A 23,272-nucleotide genomic window follows, 5' to 3' on the forward strand; every position below is an offset into this window, starting at 1 on the left:
CTCGCCACGTCGCGCCAGCCATCACGCGGACGCAGCCAATTCCTCGATGCGCAGATCGGTCACGACCATATGCGCCTTGTAATGGGTAATGCAAAACGGCAGACGGGCATGCATTGCTGCAAGTTGCGCAGTCGCACCACACGCCCAGAACACCGGCAGCTCGTCTTCGCGCAACGTGGTCAGGCCGTGACCGCCATAGGACTGCGAAAGATCCTCAATGCCGATCAGTTGCGGCAGTCCAATATGCACCGGCGCGCCATGAAACATCGTGTGGCGGCTCGATACGAGCGTCGCGCGTATCGCGTCAGCCGGCGACAATGCGCGCATCGACACGACGAGCGGTCCTTTGAACGGCTCGCACGCTTCGGTTTGCAACGAGGTCACGTACATCGCGGAGACATTGCCTTCGTCGAGATGACGCAGCCGTACACCGTGATTTCGCAACAGCGTCTCGAACGAAAACGAGCAGCCCAGCACGAACGCAACCAGGTCGTCACGCCAGATATCGGTGATCGACTCAGGCGTGCTGCTTAGCTCGCCATCGCGAAACACCATGTAGCCGCCCACGTCCGTGCGCAGATCAAGGTCGGCGCCCAGCGCGGGCATGAACGGCACGCCCGGCTCCGATCGCGCCAGCAACGGCAACGCCTGAGCGTTAGCCGCGCAAAACGCGGCGAATGCATCGGCATAGGCGGCAGGCACGATCATCAGGTTGCCCTGTACGTGATGCGGCGCGATATGGTTCGTGTATCCGGTCCAGCGCCGCTCACGGATCGCATGACGCAGGGCGAGCGGTGTATCGAACGTCGTGGTTGAGTTCATGGCGCGCTGAACTCCACGGTCACCGTGAACGCATGCGCGTTTTCGCCGGTCCATGCATCGGCGGGGATGGCCGGATAACTGCCGCTTTCGACAATTGCGACTGCCTGCTTGTCGAGAATCGGCGAGTTGGACGTCCGCACCACGCTGACGTTGCTGACCGCACCCGCGCGGCTCAACGTGAAGCTCACCTCAACCGCACCCTCCGGGCGCAAGCGGCGTGCTTCACCGGACGGCGGGTATTGCGTGATCGACCGAATATACGAGCGTAACTTGCCCACGAAGCTGTTCTCGAGCGACGCGTTGTTCACTGGCGGCGCCACCGGGGCGGGCGGCGTCGGTTCGGCCTTCAGCGGCGCAGGTTGCGACGGCGGCGTAGCCTGAGGCGGTGGCACGGGCGCGGGTTTGGGCGCGGCCACCGGCGTCGGTGCGGTCGTCGCATGCACCGGTGCCGGCACAGGTACCGGCCGGGGCTTAGGCGGCGGTGGAACCGGTTTGGGCGGCGGCGGCATTGGAGCCGGGGGGTGTACCGGCGCGGGAGGCTCGGGCGGCGGTGCCTGCAACGCCACCACGAACGTCTCCTGCTTCGGCGGAGCGGGCAACGGCGGGATAGGTCGCAGCGCGCCGAGCACGAGCAGCACGGACACAGCCACTACCATCCCGAACCCGGCCCCTTGACTCACTCGCTCCATAGGATCGGCACGCATCGCTTATTTCGCCTTCGTGATGATCGACGCGGCCGGCAGACCCGCATCTTTCAGTTGATCGAGCACGTCGACCAACACCTGCAGATTCGAGTGACCGTCGCCCGCGATGATCACGCTCGGCTTGTCGTTACCCGCAATACTGCGCAAGGCCGCCGCAACCTGCGCAACCGGCGTCGGCTTGCCGTCGACCAGCACGTCGCCGCCCTGATCGATCGTCAACGTAATGCGCTTTTGCTCCTGCACCTTCTCAGGGCTCGCCGAACTCGGCAACGCCACTTTCAATCCGAGCGCCGGCAACACATTCATGCTGATCAGCACGAAGAACGCGAGCAAAAACATCATGACGTCGATCATCGGAATGATCTCGATGCGTGCCCGCCGTACTTCTCTTTGTGGAAATTGCCTCATTTAAAGCCTCCGTCGACCTGGCTGGATAGTCGGCTCAAGCCGCGCGCTGACCGCGCATCTCGGCGCGCCGCGCCTGCCCCGACAAAGTCGCTTCAAGCAGGAAGGACTTGAATTCGTCGCTCAGGCTCTCGCCGAACCGGTGCAGGATGTTGTATCCGAGCAGGCCATACAGCGCCGTACCGATACCGATGGCAGTGGCGAAAAGCGCCGAGCCGATGCCACGGCTCACCGCGCCAGGGTCCGAAATCCCGCCTGCCGACAACGCATTGAACGTATCCATGATGCCGAGAATCGTACCGAGCAGACCCAGCAGCGGCGCTGCCGTTACGATCGTGTCGAGAATCCACAAGCCGCGATTGATCTTGCGATCCACCCGCAGGAACAGCGCCGTCGACACGTCTTCGACACGTTCGCGCGGCGCGTTCCCTTCACGCTGCACGTCCATATACTCGGACATGGCACGTGTCATCACGTCGGCGGCCGACTTGTCGAACTGCGGCTGCGGCCACGCTGGATCCTGCGCGACAGCCAACGCTAACGCCTTCGCAATGCGCGCCCGCCTGGCGGTCAGGTAAAAGTAAAAGACGAGTCGTTCGACGATCACGAAGGTGAGGATCACCATCCCTGCATAGAGCAGGTGGATCGACGCGGCATGGAGAAATTCTCGATTGATTGGCATGATGTTCCGTCAGAAGGCAGTTGCGAAAGTAACCATTGCGGTGACGCCGTTGCCCACGAGATACGTCGGGGCAGAGCCTGCGACCGACGAGCCGTCGAGGGCTTCGGTGGTCCTGGCATTCGTTGTCGCGCTATACACGCCCGACAGGTAGTGACGATTGAGCAAGTTCAGCATGTTGAGACGGATCTCAGGCTTCTTCAGGAACGCCGTGTTCGCGAAGCGCATGCCGAGCGTGCCGTCCATCGTCATGTACGAAGGGATCTTTTCGTCGTTCATGAAGGTCGAGTATTGCGAGCCCACATACTTGACACCCAGGTTGGCGAAATAGCGGCCGGTGTCGTAGTCGACTGCAAACGCGGCCTGCATGCGCGGCGATTCGACAGCTTCTTTCCCCGCCGTCGGGAGGTACGACGTACCCGTTTGAATGTTGTCCTCGATTTCCGTATGCAGATATTCAAACGACACATACGGACGGAAGTTGTGGATCGGCTGCATGCCCAGTTCGAAGTCCACACCTTCGCCCATCTGACGTCCACCATTGATCGGTTCGCTCAGGCAACCCGGATCGCAGATGCTCGACGAGATCTGACGGTTCTTGAAGTCATAGCGGAACAGCGTGGTGGACGACGTGAAATACGGTCCCTGGTAACGGTAGCCGAGCTCGAACGACGTGGAGCTTTCGCCCGGTTGATGCGGGTTTGCCTTCGTCGTCTGCGTGCCGTTGTAGTAGTACGGATAGAGCGAGTTTTCCGGCAAGAGGCCGTAGCTCTCGGTCACGCTCGCGAAAAACTGGTGGCGTTCGGCCGGTTTGAAACTCACAGCGAAAGTCGGCAATGTCGCCATGTGCACGACTTCGTCACGCGGATCCGGATTCGGTTCGAGATCGTTACCCACACGGCGCAGCCACAGTTCCTTGAGACCCGCGCTGATCTTGAGCGAGTCGCCCAGGTAGCTCAGCGTATCGCCGAAGAAGAGTGCGCCGGAGTCGTCAATGGTGTTCCGGTTCAAGCCGGTAATCACCTGCCCGTTCGACAGGCGGATCTGGTCGCTGCTACCCGAGTAGTCGAGCGGCGTGGTGCCGTTCGTGTAGCTATACGGTTGATACAGGTGGTCTTGCGAGTGCTCGAACCACGCACCGGCGACGATGTCGTTGTTGCCAATCGTGTATTCGCCCTTGAGCGTCGTACCTTCGCGAACCGTGCTTTCGATATACGGCGTGTAGACGAGAACGTTAGTGTCGGTGGTCGTGCCATTGCGGTTGAGGTCGACCGGTTGAACCGTGTCGCCGTAACCCACCGCGCTTTCGTTCATCAGCGAGGCATCGCCCGAAGCACCGTAGCCATAGTAGACATATGGCGTGAAGGTCACGCGCAACGCCGGATTCACAACGAACGTGGACGGCATCGACACGAGCAGGTTGCGCCACGGGTTCTTCAGCAATGCGTAATACGACGTGCCGCCGGCCGCGTAGCTCGCGGCGTAGTTCGACGCCGAGCCAAAGCCGCGATCCTGACTGTACTCCGCGAGCGTCGGGTTCTTATACGTATCGCGCACGATCTCCGAATAGGTCAGCGCGAGCTTTGTCGAACTGCCGCCGCCCCAGTCCTTCACAATACCCATGTCGACGTGTTGCTTCTTGTCCTCGCCTTCGCCGCGGAAATGGTTGGCGTCGATGTTCGAAAACGAAATAAAGCCACGCAAACCGGTGTCGCCAATGTCGCCGCTTTCGAGTCGCACGAACTCACGACGCGCATCGTCCGTACCGTACGACATATCGACGAGTCCGCCGGCCTCGTGAGACGGGTTATGCAGGAACAGATCGACCACGCCGCCCGTCGCGTTGACGTTCGGCGAAGCGAGGTCGGGCGTGCCCTGGTTCAACGTCACGACGTCGGTGTTCTCCGTATCGATCCACTCACCCGGAAACACGGACCAGTTCGACACGACACTCAACGGCATGCCTTCGAAGTTGAAACCCATTTGCGAGCCCTGCAGACCGCGCACTGCGATCACGCCCTGGTTGAGACCGTATGCATCGCCGGTGCCTGTCGTCGCACCCGGCGAGTACTTCAGAATCTGAAATACATCCGCGGACGGAGCCTGCTTCTGAATGAAATCGCGCGTGACCGAGCTCTTTGACTTCGGCACGTCTTCGTCGACGATCAGACCGCCACCAGGTTCTTTACGCGTCACGCCCGTTGCCGAGGGCGTGTTGTCCGCGGTGGCCGTACTCGTACCCGTTGCGCTGACTTTGCCGATGTCGGTCGTGTCTTTGTCGGGTGTAGTCGTCTGAGCGAACACCGATGCCGGAACTGTGGCACCTACGACCATCCATTTGATAAGCGTCTTGTTCTTCAATGCAGACCCCTGAGCATGCGAGTGGAAATGTCGGCGTGCAACTGAAGCTCAGCGTCACACCTTTCGGATTCGAGTGACGTCCCGCTGCTGCGGACGTTTCGTGCGATTGAATGTATCGAGGTCAATTTCTTCCCACGAGTGCTTTTTTCGCAGGGCAACGACACCGAACTGTCTACGCACACCAAAGTGTTTTCCCACCCATCTGTCGTATCGAACAACGTACGCGAGCGACGTCCATCCTTCGATGAAGCGCCGCTCATGCTCCCCTTGAAGTCACCGTATCGGCGCCGTCAATCGCGCCGGATCCACACGCCTTTGACGTTCAGGTAATCGTCGAGTTGTTGTGTTCCCGACTCGCGTCCATACCCACTCATCTTGTAGCCGCCGAACGGCATCGCGGGGTCCATCGCGTTGTAGCAGTTCACCCACACTGAGCCGGACCGAATGCGGCTCGCGAGCGTATGCGCGCGCCCCACATCGCGCGTCCACACCCCTGCGCCGAGGCCGAACGGCGTTGCGTTCGCGCGCGCGACGACCTCGTCCACCGTATCGAATGGAATGGCTGCTACCACGGGCCCAAAGATTTCCTCTCGCGCGATGCGCATGTCGTCGTTCACGTTACGGAAGACTGTGGGCGGCACAAAAAAACCACCGTCGTAGCCTGCGCCCGCCAGCCGGCGCCCACCCGCAAGCGCATGCGCGCCCTCCTGTTCTCCCGCGGACAGATAGCCGAGCACCCGGTCAAGCTGCCTCTTCGAGACGAGCGGTCCGATATCGGTCTCGCCATCCACGCCATGCCCCACCTTCAGACTGCGTGCGGTATAGGCAACGGCTTCGACGAAAGCATCGAAGATGGGACGCTGGATGAAAAGCCGCGTGCCGGCGCTGCAGATCTGCCCTGCATTGGCAAAGGCAGCCATCGCCGCGGCAGGCGCCGCGCGATCGATGTCGGCGTCCGCGAACACGATGTTGGGCGATTTACCGCCCAACTCGAGCGACAGCCGTTTCAGATTGCCCGCCGACGCCTTGACGATCTGCTGTCCCGTCACATGCGACCCCGTAAACGAGACCTTGTCGACGTCCATATGCGCGGCCAATGCCGCACCCGCCGTTGCGCCGTAGCCCGGCACGATATTGACGACACCTGGCGGCACACCCGCTTCGAGCAACAACTCGCCGAAGCGCAGCGGCGTCAGCGACGCGTCCTCCGCCGGTTTGAGCACCAGCGTGCAACCCGTGGCGAGCACCGGTCCGGTCTTCCAGATCGCGGCCATCAACGGGCCGTTCCAGGGCACGATGGCGCCGACGACGCCAACCGGCTCCTTGATTGCGCAGGCAAAGAGGTCGCCACCGAGCGACGTGTCCACCGTCTGCCCATGCAGCGTCACGGCCATCGACGCGAAATAGCGCAGCAGGCCGACCATATGGCGCTTGCTACCGCGCGTGTGGCGAATCGGCGCGCCCATATCCAGCGTGTCGAGCAGGCTTAGTTCGTCGAAGTGCGCGTCCACCAGGTCGGCGAGACGCAGCAGGATCGACTGGCGCTCATCGGGCTTCATCGCCCGCCACGGTCCTTCGAAGGCACGCCGCGCCGCGCGCACGGCGCGATCGATGTCCGCCGCGTCGCCTTCGGCGATAGTGGCGAGCCATTCGCCGGTCGCGGGATTGCGCGAATCGAACGTCTTGCCGGACAGCGCGTTCACCCATTCGCCGTCGATCAGCATGTGCTTGACGCGGCCATCGAGAAACCCGGGCTTGCCACCCGTCGGATCAGCAGAAGTCATCGGAACTCAATATGAAGGTCGGTTGAGGTGTTACGCTGCGGCCGCGAGACGTTGGAAACCGCGTTCGAGATCGTCGATCAGATCGTCGACGTCCTCCAGACCCACATGCAGCCGCAAGCCCCGGCCATCCGAAGCCCACGGACGCGCCGTGCGCAACGTGCCCGGATAGGTGGGCACAACCAGGCTCTCGTAGCCCCCCCATGAATAGCCCATCTGAAACAACGTCATGTGGTCGAGCATCGCGGCGAACTGCGCATCCGAACAAGGCTTCAGCACCAGACCGAAGAGACCCGAGGCCGCTTCGAAATCGCGCTTCCAGATGGCGTGTCCAGGATCGTCGGGAAGTGCCGGATACATCACGCTGTCCACCTCCGGGCGCTGCTGTAACCACTGCGCGACCTTGAGTGCGCTACGTTGATGCCGCTCCATGCGGATCGGCAACGTGCGCAGACCACGAAGCGCCATATACACGTCGTCGGGTCCGCCGCAATAGCCGGCTCCCGAAGCGGTCTGCTTGAGACGCACGAACACTTCTTCGGTCGTGACGGCAATACCGAGCATCAGGTCCGAATGCCCCGAGATGTATTTGGTGGCCGCATGAAGCGATACATCTATGCCGTGCCGCAAAGGCCGGAAGCCGATAGGTGACGCCCACGTGTTGTCCATGACCGACACGATGTCGCGCGCGCGGCATGCCTTGGCGATAGCAGGTACGTCGCATACCTCGAACGTCAAGGAACACGGCGACTCGAGGTAGACCACTCGCGTGTTCGGGCGAAACAGCGCTTCGATGCCCGCGCCAATCTGCGGATCGAAGTACTCGATATCCACGCCGAATTTGCGCAGGGTCTCCTCGCAAAATGCGCGGGCGGGACCGTACAGGCTGTCGACGATCAGCAGGTGATCGCCGGCCGACAGAAACGCCATCAGCGATGCCGCGATTGCGCCAAGGCCACACGACGTGACCACGGCACGATAGCCGCCTTCGAGTTCCGTCATGGCATCTTCGAGGGCGCGCGTGGTGGGTGTGCCTTCGCGGCCATAGGTGAAGCCCACGTAGGCACCGCTCGCGCGATCACGGCGCGTTTCGAGCAATTCGTCGACCGTCTCGAAGATAAACGTCGACGCGTGGTAGACGGGCGTATTCACAACGCCGTGAAAGTCGCGCGGCGTGCGGCCTGTGTGGACGACGCGGGTATCCGTCTTGTGCTGCCGTTCGGTTTTTTGGTCCATGATGTCTGTCAGGTGGCGGAGGGGGTCAAACGAGCATGCCGGCATCGACCACGATGTCCTGACCGGTCATCATCCGGCCGGTTTCGCTCGCGAGGTACAGGACGGCGCCCGCGATGTCGGAAGGACTCACGAGACGGCCCATGGCGGTTTGCGCGATGAAGCGGGCGTGCACGGCGTCATAGCTGATACCTTCCCGCTGCGCGGTTCGCCTGAACATCTCGGACAACCGTTCGCCTTCGATGCCGCCCGGCGAAACAAGATTCACGCGAATGCCAAACGCCCCCGCGTCGAGCGCGGCCGATTTGATGAGGCCGCGCAGCGCCCATTTCGACGCTGCGTACACGGAGAAATTCTGCACACCCTTATGTCCATAGGTGCCCCCGATCGCGACGATGCAGCCCTGCTGGCGTTCGATCATCGCCGGCATCACGGCTTTCATCGCGAGCAGGGTGCCGAGCACGTTCAGATCGAAGCAGGCGCGAAAGTCGCGCTCTTCTGCCAGCCAGAGCGGCCCTTTCGCTGCCGAGGTTCCCGCCGCGCAAATCAACGTATCGATCCGGCCATATTCGTCGAGCACGGCATGCGCCGCGGCATCGATTGCATCCTCGCGCGTCACGTCGGCCACGGCGACGCTCGCAAGGCCACCCGCGGCGCGAATCTTGTCCACCACCCGTTCGCCCGCGTCGATATCGCGTCCCACCACGACCACGGTCGCGCCTTCTTGCGCCAGCGCGAGCGCGAGTTCGGCACCCACACCGCGGGTGCCACCGGTCACCATCGCAACCTGGCCATCAAGCCTTCCTGCGCCGGCCCTAAGTTCGAATTCCATTTCGCGCGACATCACACTCATGTGCCGCTCCGGTCGAGTACGGCCCGTTCGAGCGCGATAGTTAGCGTAAAGAACAGATACGCGAGCGTCGTGCTGACCGCGACCGCCGCCCACATCAGGCCAAGATTCTGTTTGGAGTACGCATCGAGCATCAGCGTGCCGAGGCCCGGTGAGCCGGAGAGCCATTCGGCAAACATGGCGCACAGGATCGCGGAACTCCCGGCAAGACGAAGCCCTGTGAATACGAACGGCACCGCGCTCGGCACCCGTACCTTGAGCAAGGTTTGCCAGAAGCTCGCGCCACAGGTCCGCATCAGTTCGAGCATGCTTTGGCTCGGCGCGTCGAAGCCCCGCTTTGCCGCGAGCATCACCTGGAAGAACGTCAGCAACGCCACCATGCCGATCGTGTTCCAGCGGTCACGTCCAAACAGCACGACGACGAGCGGCGTGATGGCGATCATCGGAATGGAGCGAATCGCAATCAGCAGTGGCGTGACAGTCCGGTCGGCGAGCGGCGACAGCACGAACAGCAACGCCAATCCCACGGCAATACACACACTGACCGCAATGCCGACCACGGTGCACCACAACGTCAGCCATGTGGCGCCCGCGATTAATCCGCCGTTAGCGACCAGCGCGGCAGCGACCTCGGTGGGTGTCGGCAGCACATAGTCGGGCGCATGAAGCGCATAACTGATCGCCGCCCAGACGACGCAGACCACCGCGCCAAAGGCCACGAAATCGCCAATGCGATCGACCAGCACGCGAGCGGCCGCCGCCTGCCACGTTCGCGCAGCGATAGCGTCCGTGGAAATCGTCGCGGCAAGCACGGGCGCTTGCGCGTAGTTCACTGGATTGGATCCGTTCATGCGGAAGCCCCTTCAATTACGCGATCGCCCGGCAATGCCAGACGTTCGATCAGACAGACATAGCCATAGGCCCCGAGAGAAATGACGCATGCAATGCACACCGTGCTCCACAACCGGTCGATTTGCAGGCTGAACATGGCATTGAGCATCAGCACGCCGAGTCCTGTACTCGCGCCGCTCCATTCGGCGACGAGCGCGCCGAGGATCGACAGCGGCGCGGCGACGCGCAGGCCGACGAACAGGTACGGCACGGCGACGGGCAACGCGAGCCGGGTAAAGCGCTGCAACGGACGGGCCGCCATGACGGTGAAGAGTTCGTCGAGGCGGCTGCCGACGGCCTGCACACCCTGAATCGCCGACACCAGAATGGGAAACACACAGATGAGGCACGTCACCGCGATCCGGGTCGACACGAACGGTCCCATCCAGATCAAGAGCATCGGCATGATCGCCATGATGGGGATGCTGCTCAGCACGGCAGCGGCGGTCATCACCGTGGTCTCCACCCGGCGCACCGCGTAGACGACAAACGCGAGCGTCAGCGAGATCGCCGTCGCAGCAATGAAGCCGTAGATGGCCACGAACAAGGTTGACAGCGTTTCTTCGAACAACGCGTGCGCGTCGCGCCACATTGCGATGCCGACCGCCGACGGCGCAGGGAACGAGCGCGCGGCGACGCCCGCACGCGCGCACACTTCTGCCAGGACCAGCACCGCGACGATCAGCAACGCCGGCGGCATGAAGAATGACGCGAAGCGCGACGTAAAGCGCGAGGTGCGCCGCGCGGCGGGATGCGAGAGGCTAGGCTGCATGTTCGAACCTCTGCTCGATGTCGCTGAACAACGAGCGCCGAACCCGATCCGTGAGCACACTGAATGCCGGCGTTTCGATATGCTCGAAGCGCCGTGGCCGCGGCAAATCCACTTCAACCACGTCGACGATGCGGCCAGGCCGCGCGGCCAGTACGAAAATGCGATCGGCCATCAACACCGCTTCATCGATCGAGTGCGTGACCATCAGCGCCGTCGTGCCGGTCTGCGACCAGATCCGCAACAGCTCGAAATTCATCCGGTAGCGTGTGATTTCATCGAGCGCGCCGAACGGCTCGTCAAGAAGAAGAATGCGCGGCGCCACGGCCAGCGCACGGGCAATTGCGCAACGCTGTTGCATGCCGCCCGACAACTGCGAAGGACGCGCATGTTCGAAACCATTCAGTCCGACGAGTTGCACGAGTTCGGCCGGCGTCAGTGCACCGCGCTTGCCTTGCGTGCCGAGCATTTCGAGCGGCAGGCGGATGTTGTCGAGCACTGACCGCCAAGGCAGCAGCGTCGCCTCCTGAAACACGAAGCCGATGTCATGCCGCAGTCGCGCCGTACGCGGCGGCGCATCGTCGAGCGTGATCGTGCCGCTCGATGGCGCGACGAGATCGGCGACCATGCGCAGCAGCGTCGACTTTCCACAGCCCGACGGGCCGATGAGCGCGCCGAACTCACCCGGAGCGAGGTTGAGCGTCGCGCCTTCGAGCGCAACGAAGGGTTTGCCGTCGACAGTAAATGTCTTCGACACATCGGCAATGGACAGGCCAGGCATCGGAACTCCCAATACAGTACGGAATGGTACGAAGCGAGACGAGACGGACCGCGCCGGCTCGGCGCACGCCGCGGCAACACGTCTGTCTGAAGGTTAAGTGCACAAAAGCGGCGGACTCGTTGCCGATTTCGTGTGAAGGGGTTGCCGGTTTGGCATCACTCGGCGCAACCGGCGGCAGGCCGGGGTCAGCCGGTCATCACGCCTTGCCCAGTGCCGCGCGAATCACGCTTTGCGTGACGATTTTCGACACGTCAACCGGCAGATTCGCCGGCACCGTGCCCGCCTCGCGGCCCAGCGCCACGTTTTCCTCGAACACGGCGGGATCGATCCACAGCAAACCCTGTGTGCGGGCATCGCCTTCCGTCAGGTAGCTCTGCATCATGGCAACTTCTTCGAGCTGCTCGCTCAACTGCGTGCCCGGCGGCGCATAGCGCGCAACCACCAACTCGGCGGTCTCGCGCGGGTGTTGCGTCATCCACGACCAGCCTTCGATGAGCGCGCGCGTATAGCGCACGAGCACGTCGTGATGCTCTTCAAGCGTATCTCTGCGCGCCATCAGCACCTGCCCGTAGCCGCGAAAGCCGAGGCTGGAGAACGGCAACACATGCGGATCCAGTCCAAGACGGCGCAAAGGCGGCACCACGGTCGTCTCCCAGCCGTAGTACGCATCCACCTGGCGCGCCGCGAGCAAGGCAGGGTCGCTACCAATGGGAACGAACTTGACGCCGGAAGAATCGATTTTCGCCCGCTGAAACAGGGCCTCCACCTGGCCACGAATGCTGTTCGGCAAGCCAATCGTCTTGCCGATCATGTCGCGCAACGAGTTGATTGGCCGGTCGCTCAGGCTCACAAAACAGCTTGGATCGCGCTGCATCACCGCCGCGAAGGCGATGAGCGGCTTCTTGAGCACATAAGCACTGATCAGGCCGGCCGGGTTGCTCTCGCTGACCATTGCGCGACCGCTCGTCACCATGGTCTGATAATCCGTGCCCGGACCGCCCGGCGTGTAGACGACATCGAGCCGCTCACGCGCAAAGAAGCCTTTGTCGATCGCGACGAAGTCGCCACCAAACTGCACACCGTTGATCCATCCAAGCTGATGCGTGATGCGCGTCCGGCCCGCCACGGTGGCTTGCGCATTGCTGACCTGCGGCAGCACGTGCGCCGACAACAGGCCGACACCCAACACCGAAAGCGCACCGAGTGCAGCAAGCGCGGCGCGACGTTGACCATCCACCCCTGCGTGACCAGCCGGGGCCCCCGACGACTTGATTTGAATAGTCTCGCTCATAGCTTCCGTGCGTACGACGATGAGGCGCTGTAACCCGCCCCGATTCACCGGCATCGCTGCCGGCACTCGCTTCGCTTGCTGCGCATGGAGGTGTCTCCCATGCGGAACGGAGACAAGCCTACAGCGCAAAAAACTGCGTCGGGTAGTAAAAAATAAAGCGTTTTCTTCGTAGTCAATTTCGTCGCGCGGCGACACGCAAATGGCACTCCCCCTGTATTTTGGCGAGCGTAGCCTTGCCCTCATTTGACGTTGCAGGGCTCGCCGGCGCTATCTCCAGCGCCATGCCGATTGCTTGCAATGCCGCGCTCATCACCTGTTCATAAGGCCTTGATCATGTCCCGCAGCTCAGAAGGCATTGAAGACAAAATCGCCGCACGTCCGGTGGATATCGCCGAGATTCCGGTCGTGGATTTCTCTCCGTTCCTGCGTGGCGATCTGTCGGGTAAGGCACGCGTCGCAGCACAGATCGCTGAGGCATGCAGCCGCATCGGTTTTTTCTATCTGCGTGGACACGGCGTCGATCAGGCGCTGATCGACGCTGCATTTGCGCAGTCGGCCGCCTTCTATAGCCGCCCCGTCGACGAGAAGCAGCGTACGCGGGCCACGCCCGACTGGTATCGCGGCTGGATCCCCATGCCGTCCAGTCAGCCTCTGTCGCGCAATAGCCGCCTTCACGAGCAGTTCCGCTTGCAGGACGAGTTTGACGACGGCGAAGTCGATCCGCTCTTCTATCGCCCCAACCGCTGGCCCGACGACATGCCCGAGTTCCGCCGCGTGTGCAAGCAGTACTACGATGCGATGACCGACCTGTCGCGTCATCTGCTGAATGCATTCGCGATCGGGCTGGGTCTTCACGAGACACGCTTCAACGGCTATTTCCACAAGCCGCTCTCGCAACTCAGCCTGCTCTATTACATCCCGCTGCCTGAGCATGCCGACATCGAAGTGTCCAATACGGTCTCCCATACTGACGAAGGACCTTTCACGATCCTCGCGCAGGACTCGCGCGGCGGCCTCGAAGTCAAACGACGCGACGGCACATGGATCGAAGCGCCGCCCATTCCCGGCGCCTTCACCATCAATGTGGGCGACATGATGATGTGGTGGTCCAACGGACGCTATCTGTCCAACTATCACCGCGTGCGTAACCGTTCGCACTTCGAGCGCTATTCGATTCCGTTCTTCATGAACCCCGACCGCGACGTCACTGTGGAACCGCTGCCCGAGATACTGGCCGTGGATCAGGAGAAACGCTTCGAGGGCGTGCATGTGGGCAAGCATCTGAGCCGCTTCTACGAGAGCCTGAATCGCCGCGCGGCTGAAGAAAAGTCCGCCATGTAGTCACGGAACGCGCGCCGTCAGATCCGGCGCGCTCGCGAATCAACATGAACCAGCTGAGGATCACGCAGTGACCAGAGTTGCAGGAAAGGCGCGCATTGGCGCGGATATCGGCGGCACGTTTACCGACGTCGTACTGGAAGTGGAAGGACGCCGCGAGTCGATCAAGATACTCACGACCTACGATGCGCCCGAGCGGGCGCTGCTGGAAGGCATTGAGACGCTGCTCGCACGCGCAGGGCTGCAGATCGCGGACGTCGGCCTGATCGTGCATGGTACGACGCTCGCCACCAACGCGCTGATCGAACGCAAGGGCGCAAAAACCGCCCTGTTGACGACCGCCGGGTTTCGCGACGTGCTGGAACTCGCGTCGGAAAGCCGCTTCGATCAGTACGATCTGACGATGCAAGCGCCGACACCGCTCGTGCCGCGGCCATTGCGTATTGGCATTCCCGAACGGATCGCCGCTGATGGCGCGCTGCTCGTACCGCTCGATCGCGACGCCATTTGCGCCGCCGCGCGTCTGTTCGAGCAGGAACGCGTGACGAGCGTCGCGATTGCGTTCCTGCATAGCTACGCGAATCCCGCACATGAGCGCGAAGCGGCGCAGCTACTCGCGGAACTGATGCCGGGAGTCAGCATCTCGCAGTCGTCGGAGGTATCTCCGGAGATTCGCGAGTACGAGCGCTTTTCGACGACGGTCGCCAACGCCTATGTCCAGCCGCTCGTTGCACGATACCTGCGCCGGCTCGAAGAGAAACTGGCGACGCTCGGATTCACATGTCCGTTGCTGCTGATGCTGTCGTCCGGCGGTTTAACCACGGTCGAAACGGCCGCGCGGTTTCCGGTGCGACTCGTTGAGTCGGGTCCGGCCGGCGGCGCGATTTTCGCCGCCAGCGTGGCGGCCGAACACGGTATCGAGCAGATGCTGGCGCTCGATGTGGGGGGAACGACCGCGAAGATCTGCTTCATCAACGATGCGCGCCCGCAGATTTCGCAGATGTTCGAAGTGGCGCGCGTGCATCGCTTCCGCAAGGGCAGTGGCTTGCCGCTGCGCATTCCGGTTGTGGAGATGGTGGAGATTGGCGCGGGCGGTGGCTCGATTGCACAGATCGACTCCGCACGCCGCTTGTCGGTCGGTCCGCACAGCGCCGGTTCCGAACCCGGTCCCGCCTGCTACGGACGCGGCGGCACAGCGCCCACCGTCACCGACGCCGATCTCGTACTTGGCCGCATCGACCCCACCGCGTTTGCCGGCGGCACCATCCTGCTCGATATCGACGCCGCCACAGACGCCTTGAAGCATCTCGACGCATGGGATGCGTCGGCCGCGCAGCTCGCGCTGGGTGTCAGCGAGATGGTGGACGAAGCGATGGCCAGCGCCACGCGCGTTCACGCAATGGAGAACGGTGCCGACGCGGCCGCGCGAACGCTGTTTGCGTTCGGTGGCGCCGCGCCGCTGCATGCGGCGCGGATCGCTGAAAAGCTCGGCATCGCGCGGATCGTGATTCCGCGCAGCGCGGGCGTCGGGTCAGCAGTCGGCTTTCTGCGGGCGCCGATCGCGTATGAATTGTCCCGCAGCCTGCATCAACGCCTCACGCAGTTCGATCCCGCGCCGGTCAATGCGATGCTCGAACAGATGGCTGCCGAAGCACACGAGATCGTCGCCCGCGCACACACGGGTGCGCCCTGTATCGAGCGTCGCACCGCGTTCGCGCGCTATTGCGGCCAGGGCTTCGAAGTGGCCATCGACGTGCCGTCGCGCGCATTGACTGCGGATGACGCCGACGTACTCGCCGAGACCTTCGCTCTGGCTTATCGCGCACTGTATGGCGCGACCGCTGACGGTCTCGCCGTGGAGGTGCTCACGTGGCGCGTGTCGGTGACTGCCCCCTCCGCGCCTTATGAGCGCATCGCAACGACACCGCGCACGCGCACCGTCAAACCGGGCGGTTATCGACGCGTGATGGACCCGGCCAGCGGCGAAGCGATGGACTTCGCAATCGTTGGCCGTGAAGGACTCGAAGCCGGCGACCACATTGCCGGTCCCGCGCTGATTGTCGAGAAGGAAACCACCACGGTCGTGTCGCCCTCGTTCGACGCGATGATCGACGCGCATCACTACATCGTGCTCACGCGGCGCGAGCAAACAGGAGCCCGGCAATGAACCATGCCATGACCGATCTGCGCCAGCAGCTAATGTGGACTCGCCTGATATCGGTGGTCGAGGAATCCGCGCAGGCGCTGATGCGCACGGCGTTCTCCACCACCGTGCGCGATGCAGGCGATCTGTCCGCCGCGATCTTCGACACGCGTGGACGCATGATTGCCGAAGCCGTGACCGGCACGCCAGGACACGTCAACTCGATGGCCGAGGGCGTGCGGCACTTCCTTGCCCGCTTTCCCATCGACGCGATGGAAGACGGCGATCACTTCGTGACCAACGACCCCTGGCTCACGGCCGGTCACTTGCACGACATCACGGTGATCAGCCCGGTGGTGGCGCACGGAAAAGTGGTCGCGATGATCGGCTGCTGCTGTCACCAGGTGGATATTGGCGGCCTCGGGCAAGGTCCCGACGGTCGCTCGATCTTCGAAGAAGGGCTACAGATCCCGTTGCTCAAGCTCGCGTCGCGCGGTGTGCTGAATCAGGACCTGATGAGCATTCTGCGCGCCAATGTCCGCACGCCGTTGCAGGCGGAGGGCGACATGCTGTCGTATATCGCCTGCAATCAGTCCGGCGCGGTGCGCCTGCGTTCGATGCTCAACGAATACGGCCTGCAAGACTTCGATGCCCTCGCTGATTACATCATCGATCAATCGCTGGCGGCGACTCGGGATGCCATTGCGAAACTGCCGCGTGGAAGCTGGTCGGCCGACATGACAATCGACGGCTACGATGCGCCCATCACGCTGCGTGCCAGATTGACCATCGCCGCCGACACCATCTCGGTGGACTACGCGGGCAGCGCGGACGCCGTGAGTCAGGGCATCAACGTCGTACTGAACTACTGCCGTGCGTATTCGATCTTCGGCCTGAAATGCGTGGTGGCGCCGCAGGTGCCCAATAATCATGGCGCACTCGCGCCGTTCATCGTCGATGCCCCCGCTGGCAGCATCCTCAACGCGCAGCGTCCTTCCCCTGTCGCCGCGCGTCATGTGATCGGCCAGATGTTGCCGGACCTGGTATTCGGTTGTCTCGGCCAGGCGTTGCCTGAGCGTACGCCCGCCGAGGGATCGTCATGTTTATGGAGCGTTCAGTTGCGCGGCGTCGACGCCGCGGGTGGCACGACCTTCGATACGGTGTTCTTCAATAGCGGCGGCTCCGGCGCGCGCGCGGTGCAGGACGGGCTTTCGGCGACGGCGTTTCCGAGCGGCGTCCGGGCGATGCCCGTCGAAGTGACGGAAGCCGGCGCGCCCATCGTGATCTGGCGCAAGGAGCTGCGCGCGGATAGCGGTGGCGCCGGCCGCACGCAAGGTGGACTAGGACAGGTCGTCGAAGTGGGCACGCGCGATGGCGAGAGTTTCGAAGTGCTCGCGATGTTCGAGCGCGTACGTTCTGCAGCACGGGGCCGAGCGGGTGGTCTCGACGGTGCGACGGGCACAGTGCACCTCGCATCGGGTACGGCGTTGCGCGCGAAGGGCCTGCAACGCATTCCGCGCGGCGACCGTCTCGTGCTCGCGTTGCCGGGTGGCGCAGGCCTCGGCGATCCGGCAGAGCGCCCGGCCGAGCGGATCGAAGCGGACCTTGCACATGGCCGAATCTCGGCCGCATTTGCCCGCGACGCTTATCCTCACGTCGGTTGATGAAACGGGGTTCCGGCTTGATGCGTCGTCAGGCAAGCCCGAACCCGTGCGCCATCTGACATATCACGCGCGCGTGGAAGCATGCGCGCGTGATCCCATCTAGCTACAGCGCCCGCTCGCGATAACCCTTCCCCCAGGTGCCGAATCCGCGCATCGGCTGTCCTTCTGCCAGCAGATCGAGCGGCACCAGCATTCCACAACACGACGCCTGCACACATTCGATCCAGCGCGGATCGTGCCACCAGTATTGCGCGCGAGCCGTGGGATTCGCTGCGTCATTCACCTGGCGCGCCGGGGATTGCGCGCGGAATTCGCCCTTTTGCGCGACGTGCTCGAACGGCGCCAGCAGACTTTCAACCGTACGATATTTGCCGCCGATCATCACGCCATTCACATGAGTCGCGTCGTCGATGTTCACGGTCGGATCGCCGTCGACGAACACGAGGTCCGCGAGCGCACCCGGCACGATCGTCCCCAGATCGGGATACAGCGCCGCGCCGGCATCGCGTGTCGCCGTCTTCAACGCATCGATGGGGCGCATGCCATAGCGGACCATCGCCCTCAGGTTCAGATGCAGGCTGATCGCGGGCGCGACCATCGGATAGTCGCTCCCTGTCACCACCTTCACGCCTGCATCGATCATGCGAACGATGGCGTCGACCTGGCGGGCGACACTCGGAATGGGCTTCGATGGGCCGCCTGCCGCTGCTCGCCGTAGCGCTTCGCGATCGGCGTGCGTGAACAGCACAGCCACTCGACGGTCGTCTTCGATCAGCGAAGGTGTGTCGCCCAGCATCGCTTCGAGGCCAAACAGTGTCGGCGTCCGGTAGCACCCCGCCGCAGCCGACAACGCGAGCACATCGTCATACATGGTGCCCAACGCACTGCCCGTACGCGAATAGCCGAACCGGCTCGTCTCGCCCATATGCTCGTAGCCGTCGCCACCAAACGCCACAGCGGGAAAGAGATAGTGCGACGTGATCGGAATGCCGAGCGCATGCGCGCCGAGCGTCGCGCGCTGCTGAAGATCCGGCGGCAGACGCACATAGCATTTGATGAGATCGTATTCGAGCTGCGCCGCGCGTTCGAGCTCGCGATCGAGCTGCGCGACGTCGGCAATCGGACGCATGCCGTCCCAGAACGTGCGCGTGCCGTCGAGTGCGTCGCCCGTGCCGAAGTGGCGCGGGCCCGCCCGTTTGCCGGCGTCTACCGATTCCTTGTTCTCAAGCGCGAGATACGGGTTATCGGACAAGCCACGCGTGCTGGTAATGCCGAACGAGAGAAAGATACGCGGATCGCGCGCGCCAAGCTGATTACCCATCTCGCGATGCGTGTGCATGTCGATCATGCCGGGCATTACCGTCAGTGCGCTCGCGTCGATGTGCGCCGTCCGCGGATCGTCTGCGCCGGAGAACCGCGCTTCATCGTGTGGCGACACGGACACGATACGGTCGCGCTCGATCACGATGTCGACATCCGTCAACGCGGCGTCGGCCGCGCCGTCCCACATGCGCCCCGCGTGGATCACGGTGCGGTGGTCCGGACGGTGAACGGTCCATTCCAGATCGAGCGGGACCGGCGTCAGGTTGCCGCGCTCCAGCTCAAGGATATACAAGGCGGCGTTCGATAGAAACAGCACGTTGCGTCCTGTCGCATCGGCACTGAGTGCATCGCAAAGTATCTCTGTAACCCGCTGCGAATCGCCCACCGGCTGAAAAGCTGCGTCGATTCCCAGCGACCACAGTTCACCGCGCATCGTAAACAGCAGACGCGAACGGGCGCCTTCATGCGAACCGCCGCCCGCGATCCAGAGGGGACCGTTCGCATTGCGGACATCGAGCGCGCCCTGCGGCGCAGGTGGGTAATAACGCGTGTCCGCACTCTCGATGTCGTAAATCAGGATCGTGTTGCGCGCCTCGCGATAGCGGGCGGAGTACGGTTGCACGGCAGCGAGCGTCAACCGCGTGCCGTCCGGCGACCACGAAGGCCGCCCCGACCAGACCGTTTGATGCCAGGTGCGCGTCAATTCCCCGGTTTTTGCATCGACCACGTAGATGACGCCATCGGCCGATCCGCACGCGAGTCGACCTCCATCCGGCGCCCACACGCATTGCTTGAGTGCGTGAGCCGCGTGCGTCAGTTGACGGTCAAGCCCGGTCGCCAGATCGCGGACCCAGATGTCCATATTGCCGCCGCGGTCGCAGATATACGCAAGCTGCTTTCCATCCGGCGAGAACGCGGGCCAGATTTTCGCGTAGACGTCATCGGTCAATGGTTGAGGGCGCGCATCGCCAATCTTCAGAAGCCACAACTGGTTCAGCGCACCAAAGGCCACGTGGCCGGCATCGGGTGAGATGACCGGAAACGAAATGCCCTTGACCCTCCGGGGCGCGTCCGAAGCGTAATCACGCCAGCGACGTGCATAGCGGTGCCGCTTGACAGCAACCGTTGCGCGAAACGGCACTACGCCGAGAAAGCCCCGCGACAACGAACTTCGCCGGATCTCACCGTGCGCCGTGTGGAGGAAGATGTCGTCGTCCACGAACGCGACGGGCAACGGAAACACCTCCACGTCTTCCGGCGTCAGCGCAGTACCGTCAATGCACAGACGACTCGTGCGCCAGTCACGGTGCTTGCCGGTCAGCATGCGGTACATCAACGACTGGCCGCCGGGCGTCCATGCAGGGGCGGCAAGCAGAGCGCCCGGGTGTTGGCAGCGCGCCACGGCGGGGTGAACGCGATCGCCGCCGCGCGAGGACACGCATGCCAATTGCCCGTCCCGCACGAAGGCGATCCACGCACCATCGGGTGACCAGGCGGGCTCCGATAGCTCGGCAGCTTCCGCTGCGATGCTGCGCATGGCGCCGCTCGCCAGGTCCATCGCGTAGATCGCGAACCGGCCGCCACGATCCGACGCGAACGCAAGTTCGCGGCTATCAGGCGAGAAGCAGGGCTCGCGATAGTCGAACTCGCCGTGCGTGAGTTGGCGTAGGTCGTCACCCGCCGGATCGATCGACCACAAATGAAAATTGCCGCTGCGGTACGACTGGAAGACGATCCTCGCGCCGTCCGGCGACCAGCGGGGCCAGGCAATGTCGCCAAGATCGTCGGTGAGACGGCGCGCCTCGCCGCCGCTTATCGGCATCACCCAGAGAATGCCCTGAAGGTCCATTGCGATCCGCTGTCGATCCGGCGAAAGCGTAATGGCGAGGTTGGTGCCTTGTTCGAGAGCGACCTCGATGGTCTCCTCATCGATATCGGCCAAGGACAACGGTAAGGATTGGGAATCGTATTGCGGACTGGAACCGGTCATCGTTTGACACTCGTCGTGACTACCCGTCGCGCGCGCATTGCTGCGCGCGCAAAAACGGCCTGCCACATGCAACGACCAAACGACGCATGTGATGGGCCATGCCGTCTTCGAGGCGGATAAGGACGACGTCGCAGTGCACCGCCGTCGATCGCGGTGCATAACAGACGCGCAGTGGTGCACGCAGGTCAGTCGGTCTGGAGCATCGCATCAGCATCTGCGTGGATGCCCGGCACATCCTGCGACGGCGTGGAACGCCACTCGTGGAGCTTGCGCGCGAGTTGCTCGCCGAACTTGGCTGTGGCGAGCGGCAAGGCACGTCCACGTAACTGACCGAGCACGAGCGGGCCGAATGCAGCATCGCGTTCATCGACCGGCACCACAGCAAGCATCGGATCCTGCCGCCAGCCGAGCGTGCCGATGTCGATCTGAAACGTGATGATCCGCGATTGCCGTACGAGATCGACCAGCAAGTCGAATGAGTTCGCCTCGATGATCGGATTGAGCTGCACCGAACTCCGCGCGACGATCTCGTCGATGATCTCGCGACCGGAAAAACTGCTGTCCACGAGACCGATCTCATACTCCAGGCATTCGCGCATCCGCACGGATGGCCGTCCCGCGAGCGGATGATCCGCCGACATCACCGCGACCAGCCCCTGCCCGATCGACATCAGCGGTTGAAGCTCCGCTGCCTGCGGTGGCCGGAACACCAGCACGAGGTCCGTTTCATACGCAATCAATGCACGCATGGCGCGGCCATGGTCGCAGATGGTCACATGAAACTTGACGAGCGGATGCTGCGCCCGGAAGTCGATGATCTCCTGCAACAGAAAACCCCGCGCCACCGCCTGGCTTGCCGACACACGCACCTCGCCGCGCCGTAGCCCCGAGAGCGATTCGATCTGCGACATCACGTGACGCAGTCCCGCGTTCTGCGTGCGTATCCAGCCGAGGAACAGTTCGCCGGCCGCAGTCAATTGCGCACCCGCCGAGGTCCGCTCGAATACCGGCGCGCCGAGTTCTTCCTCAATGTCCTGAATGCGCCGCAAGAGCGCCGACGGCGTGACATACAGGCGTTCGGCCGCCCGCCGTATCGAGCCCGCACGCGCGACCTCTTCCAGATAACGCAGAACTCGCATGCTACGAAGCGTCACGGCCACACTCCCTATCCAGATTTCGAAGCACCCGCAGTCTAGCCAGACTCAATTCAAGACTCCATAGCCAGTTAAACAACAGGGGCGAACCAAATTAACACCTCGTCCTTCGATATTGATCAAGTATCGTGAAGACAACTCCCTGGTGCCTCAACGGGTTGAATCGAACGAGCGTGCCGCGGATACAAAGCAAGGTTGATGCCAATTTCAGAACAGGCCGCGAGCATCGACCCGGGACAGATCTCTCTATAAAGGACAATCAATGGATTTGCAGCTGCGCAACAAAGTCGTGGTAGTGACGGGCCCAGCAAAGGGAATGGGTCCAGCGATCGTGCGCGCGTTTGCCGCCGAAGGCGCGAAGCTGGTCCTCGCGGGACGTGACATGGCTGCGATTGAAGGTCTCGTGCAAGACCCCGCTTTAAGTGGCGCAGACATCCTGATGATTCGTTGCGATGTCACCGATGCGGCCGACGCCGACGCGCTCGCCAACGCTACGATGGCCCGCTTCGGTTGTATCGACGTACTCATTAACGTGGCGGGCGGCACCGGTCCCGTAGGCGGCACGACGTGGACCACCACGAATGAAGAGTTCGAGGAGATCGTCGATGTCAACCTGACCGGCTGTTTCAACATGATGCGGGCCATCATGCCGTCCATGATCGAACGGCGCTACGGGAAAGTCGTCAACGTGGGCGGTACGTTCGGCATGCGCGGCCGCGCCGGTCGCATGGCTTACTCGGCTTCAAAATGGGGGCTACGCGGCGTGACCAAGTCGGCAGCGCTCGAAGCCGGTCGCTACAACATCAACGTCAATTACGTTGCGCCCGGTATGGTCGACGGCGAGCGCTTTCGCACGAAGGTCGTGCCCGACGTCATGCGCAAGCTGTCCATCGGCGAGGAAGAAGCCGTCGCGCATCACGCGCAGGACTATGCGCTCCAACGCATCAGCAACGATAGCGACGTGGCGCACGCGTGCCTGTTTCTCTCCTCCGATGTATCACGTCAAATTACCGGAGTCGATCTGCCTGTCGACGGCGGATGGGCCATGCTCTGACCGCTGGTCTGCCACAGCACTTACTTTCCTCGCAAACAC

At 62.9% G+C, this 23,272-nt stretch carries 18 protein-coding genes; 4 read left to right on the forward strand and 14 right to left on the reverse strand.

What is annotated here, in order from left to right; genetic code table 11:
- Window positions 1-21 precede the first annotated feature (21 nt).
- The 12 genes from BUS12_RS13025 to BUS12_RS13080 all read right to left on the reverse strand — a co-directional run bounded on the left by BUS12_RS13025 (window position 22) and on the right by BUS12_RS13080 (window position 12,567).
- On the reverse strand, window positions 22-822 hold the full coding sequence (locus BUS12_RS13025; protein ID WP_074296077.1) for a D-glutamate cyclase family protein: 801 nt from the start codon (window positions 820-822) through the stop codon (window positions 22-24).
- Window positions 819-1,526, reverse strand: a complete 708-nt coding sequence (locus BUS12_RS39650) for an energy transducer TonB (protein WP_143788314.1) — start codon at window positions 1,524-1,526, stop codon at window positions 819-821. Before BUS12_RS39650 ends, BUS12_RS13025 begins: the two co-directional genes overlap by 4 nt.
- A gap of 3 nt (window positions 1,527-1,529) precedes the next feature.
- The gene (locus tag BUS12_RS13035; RefSeq protein ID WP_074296079.1) at window positions 1,530-1,934 is read right to left on the reverse strand and encodes an ExbD/TolR family protein; all 405 of its coding nucleotides are present in this window, start codon (window positions 1,932-1,934) and stop codon (window positions 1,530-1,532) included.
- Window positions 1,935-1,968: 34 nt separating this feature from the next.
- Window positions 1,969-2,613, reverse strand: a complete 645-nt coding sequence (locus tag BUS12_RS13040) for a MotA/TolQ/ExbB proton channel family protein (RefSeq protein WP_074296080.1) — start codon at window positions 2,611-2,613, stop codon at window positions 1,969-1,971.
- 9 nt (window positions 2,614-2,622) lie between these two features.
- Window positions 2,623-4,971 carry a TonB-dependent receptor gene (locus BUS12_RS13045; RefSeq protein ID WP_143788315.1) on the reverse strand — a complete coding sequence of 783 codons (2,349 nt, stop codon included), beginning with the start codon at window positions 4,969-4,971 and terminating at the stop codon, window positions 2,623-2,625.
- A 290-nt stretch (window positions 4,972-5,261) separates the two neighbouring features.
- Complete coding sequence (locus BUS12_RS13050) at window positions 5,262-6,755, reverse strand: aldehyde dehydrogenase family protein (RefSeq protein ID WP_074296082.1); 1,494 nt, start codon at window positions 6,753-6,755, stop codon at window positions 5,262-5,264.
- Window positions 6,756-6,785: 30 nt separating this feature from the next.
- Window positions 6,786-7,988 carry a cystathionine beta-lyase gene (gene metC, locus BUS12_RS13055; protein WP_074296083.1) on the reverse strand — a complete coding sequence of 401 codons (1,203 nt, stop codon included), beginning with the start codon at window positions 7,986-7,988 and terminating at the stop codon, window positions 6,786-6,788.
- Between the two features lie 25 nt (window positions 7,989-8,013).
- Entirely contained in the window at window positions 8,014-8,838 is an 825-nt protein-coding gene (locus BUS12_RS13060) for an SDR family NAD(P)-dependent oxidoreductase (protein WP_216352713.1), read from the reverse strand.
- Window positions 8,835-9,686 carry an ABC transporter permease gene (locus BUS12_RS13065; RefSeq protein WP_074296084.1) on the reverse strand — a complete coding sequence of 284 codons (852 nt, stop codon included), beginning with the start codon at window positions 9,684-9,686 and terminating at the stop codon, window positions 8,835-8,837. The genes BUS12_RS13060 and BUS12_RS13065 overlap by 4 nt, the downstream gene beginning before the upstream one ends.
- Window positions 9,683-10,498, reverse strand: a complete 816-nt coding sequence (locus BUS12_RS13070) for an ABC transporter permease (protein WP_074296085.1) — start codon at window positions 10,496-10,498, stop codon at window positions 9,683-9,685. The genes BUS12_RS13065 and BUS12_RS13070 overlap by 4 nt, the downstream gene beginning before the upstream one ends.
- Complete coding sequence (locus tag BUS12_RS13075) at window positions 10,488-11,276, reverse strand: ABC transporter ATP-binding protein (RefSeq protein ID WP_074296086.1); 789 nt, start codon at window positions 11,274-11,276, stop codon at window positions 10,488-10,490. The genes BUS12_RS13070 and BUS12_RS13075 overlap by 11 nt, the downstream gene beginning before the upstream one ends.
- A 196-nt stretch (window positions 11,277-11,472) precedes the next feature.
- On the reverse strand, window positions 11,473-12,567 hold the full coding sequence (locus BUS12_RS13080) for an ABC transporter substrate-binding protein (protein WP_171991633.1): 1,095 nt from the start codon (window positions 12,565-12,567) through the stop codon (window positions 11,473-11,475).
- Window positions 12,568-12,900: 333 nt separating this feature from the next.
- Between BUS12_RS13080 and BUS12_RS13085 the strand changes: the two genes are divergently transcribed.
- The 3 genes from BUS12_RS13085 to BUS12_RS13095 all read left to right on the forward strand — a co-directional run bounded on the left by BUS12_RS13085 (window position 12,901) and on the right by BUS12_RS13095 (window position 17,712).
- Entirely contained in the window at window positions 12,901-13,908 is a 1,008-nt protein-coding gene (locus BUS12_RS13085) for an isopenicillin N synthase family dioxygenase (RefSeq protein ID WP_074296088.1), read from the forward strand.
- Between the two features lie 67 nt (window positions 13,909-13,975).
- A complete protein-coding gene (locus BUS12_RS13090; RefSeq protein ID WP_074296089.1) occupies window positions 13,976-16,072 on the forward strand; it encodes a hydantoinase/oxoprolinase family protein in 2,097 nt (698 codons plus the stop codon).
- Window positions 16,069-17,712: a hydantoinase B/oxoprolinase family protein gene (locus tag BUS12_RS13095; protein WP_074296090.1), complete on the forward strand. Its 1,644-nt coding sequence runs from the start codon at window positions 16,069-16,071 to the stop codon at window positions 17,710-17,712. The genes BUS12_RS13090 and BUS12_RS13095 overlap by 4 nt, the downstream gene beginning before the upstream one ends.
- A 103-nt stretch (window positions 17,713-17,815) precedes the next feature.
- Here BUS12_RS13095 and BUS12_RS13100 read toward each other — a convergent pair whose 3' ends face one another.
- A complete protein-coding gene (locus BUS12_RS13100; RefSeq protein ID WP_074296091.1) occupies window positions 17,816-21,025 on the reverse strand; it encodes an amidohydrolase family protein in 3,210 nt (1,069 codons plus the stop codon).
- Between the two features lie 185 nt (window positions 21,026-21,210).
- Complete coding sequence (locus BUS12_RS13105) at window positions 21,211-22,179, reverse strand: LysR family transcriptional regulator (protein WP_074297457.1); 969 nt, start codon at window positions 22,177-22,179, stop codon at window positions 21,211-21,213.
- Between the two features lie 262 nt (window positions 22,180-22,441).
- Here BUS12_RS13105 and BUS12_RS13110 point away from each other — a divergent pair, with 262 nt between their 5' ends.
- Window positions 22,442-23,233: an SDR family NAD(P)-dependent oxidoreductase gene (locus tag BUS12_RS13110; RefSeq protein ID WP_074296092.1), complete on the forward strand. Its 792-nt coding sequence runs from the start codon at window positions 22,442-22,444 to the stop codon at window positions 23,231-23,233.
- Window positions 23,234-23,272: the final 39 nt, after the last annotated feature.

It is taken from the genome of Paraburkholderia phenazinium, assembly GCF_900142845.1.
Taxonomy (GTDB): Bacteria; Pseudomonadota; Gammaproteobacteria; order Burkholderiales; family Burkholderiaceae; genus Paraburkholderia; species Paraburkholderia phenazinium_A.

Bases quoted from the DNA above. Each gene is read 5' to 3' on its own strand.
- BUS12_RS13025 (WP_074296077.1), bottom strand. From the start codon at position 822: ATGAACTCAACCACGACGTTCGATACACCGCTCGCCCTGCGTCATGCG.
- BUS12_RS39650 (WP_143788314.1), bottom strand. From the start codon at position 1,526: ATGCGTGCCGATCCTATGGAGCGAGTGAGTCAAGGGGCCGGGTTCGGG.
- BUS12_RS13035 (WP_074296079.1), bottom strand. From the start codon at position 1,934: ATGAGGCAATTTCCACAAAGAGAAGTACGGCGGGCACGCATCGAGATC.
- BUS12_RS13040 (WP_074296080.1), bottom strand. From the start codon at position 2,613: ATGCCAATCAATCGAGAATTTCTCCATGCCGCGTCGATCCACCTGCTC.
- BUS12_RS13050 (WP_074296082.1), bottom strand. From the start codon at position 6,755: ATGACTTCTGCTGATCCGACGGGTGGCAAGCCCGGGTTTCTCGATGGC.
- metC (WP_074296083.1), bottom strand. From the start codon at position 7,988: ATGGACCAAAAAACCGAACGGCAGCACAAGACGGATACCCGCGTCGTC.
- BUS12_RS13060 (WP_216352713.1), bottom strand. From the start codon at position 8,838: ATGAGTGTGATGTCGCGCGAAATGGAATTCGAACTTAGGGCCGGCGCA.
- BUS12_RS13065 (WP_074296084.1), bottom strand. From the start codon at position 9,686: ATGAACGGATCCAATCCAGTGAACTACGCGCAAGCGCCCGTGCTTGCC.
- BUS12_RS13070 (WP_074296085.1), bottom strand. From the start codon at position 10,498: ATGCAGCCTAGCCTCTCGCATCCCGCCGCGCGGCGCACCTCGCGCTTT.
- BUS12_RS13075 (WP_074296086.1), bottom strand. From the start codon at position 11,276: ATGCCTGGCCTGTCCATTGCCGATGTGTCGAAGACATTTACTGTCGAC.
- BUS12_RS13080 (WP_171991633.1), bottom strand. From the start codon at position 12,567: ATGAGCGAGACTATTCAAATCAAGTCGTCGGGGGCCCCGGCTGGTCAC.
- BUS12_RS13085 (WP_074296088.1), top strand. From the start codon at position 12,901: ATGTCCCGCAGCTCAGAAGGCATTGAAGACAAAATCGCCGCACGTCCG.
- BUS12_RS13095 (WP_074296090.1), top strand. From the start codon at position 16,069: ATGAACCATGCCATGACCGATCTGCGCCAGCAGCTAATGTGGACTCGC.
- BUS12_RS13100 (WP_074296091.1), bottom strand. From the start codon at position 21,025: ATGACCGGTTCCAGTCCGCAATACGATTCCCAATCCTTACCGTTGTCC.
- BUS12_RS13110 (WP_074296092.1), top strand. From the start codon at position 22,442: ATGGATTTGCAGCTGCGCAACAAAGTCGTGGTAGTGACGGGCCCAGCA.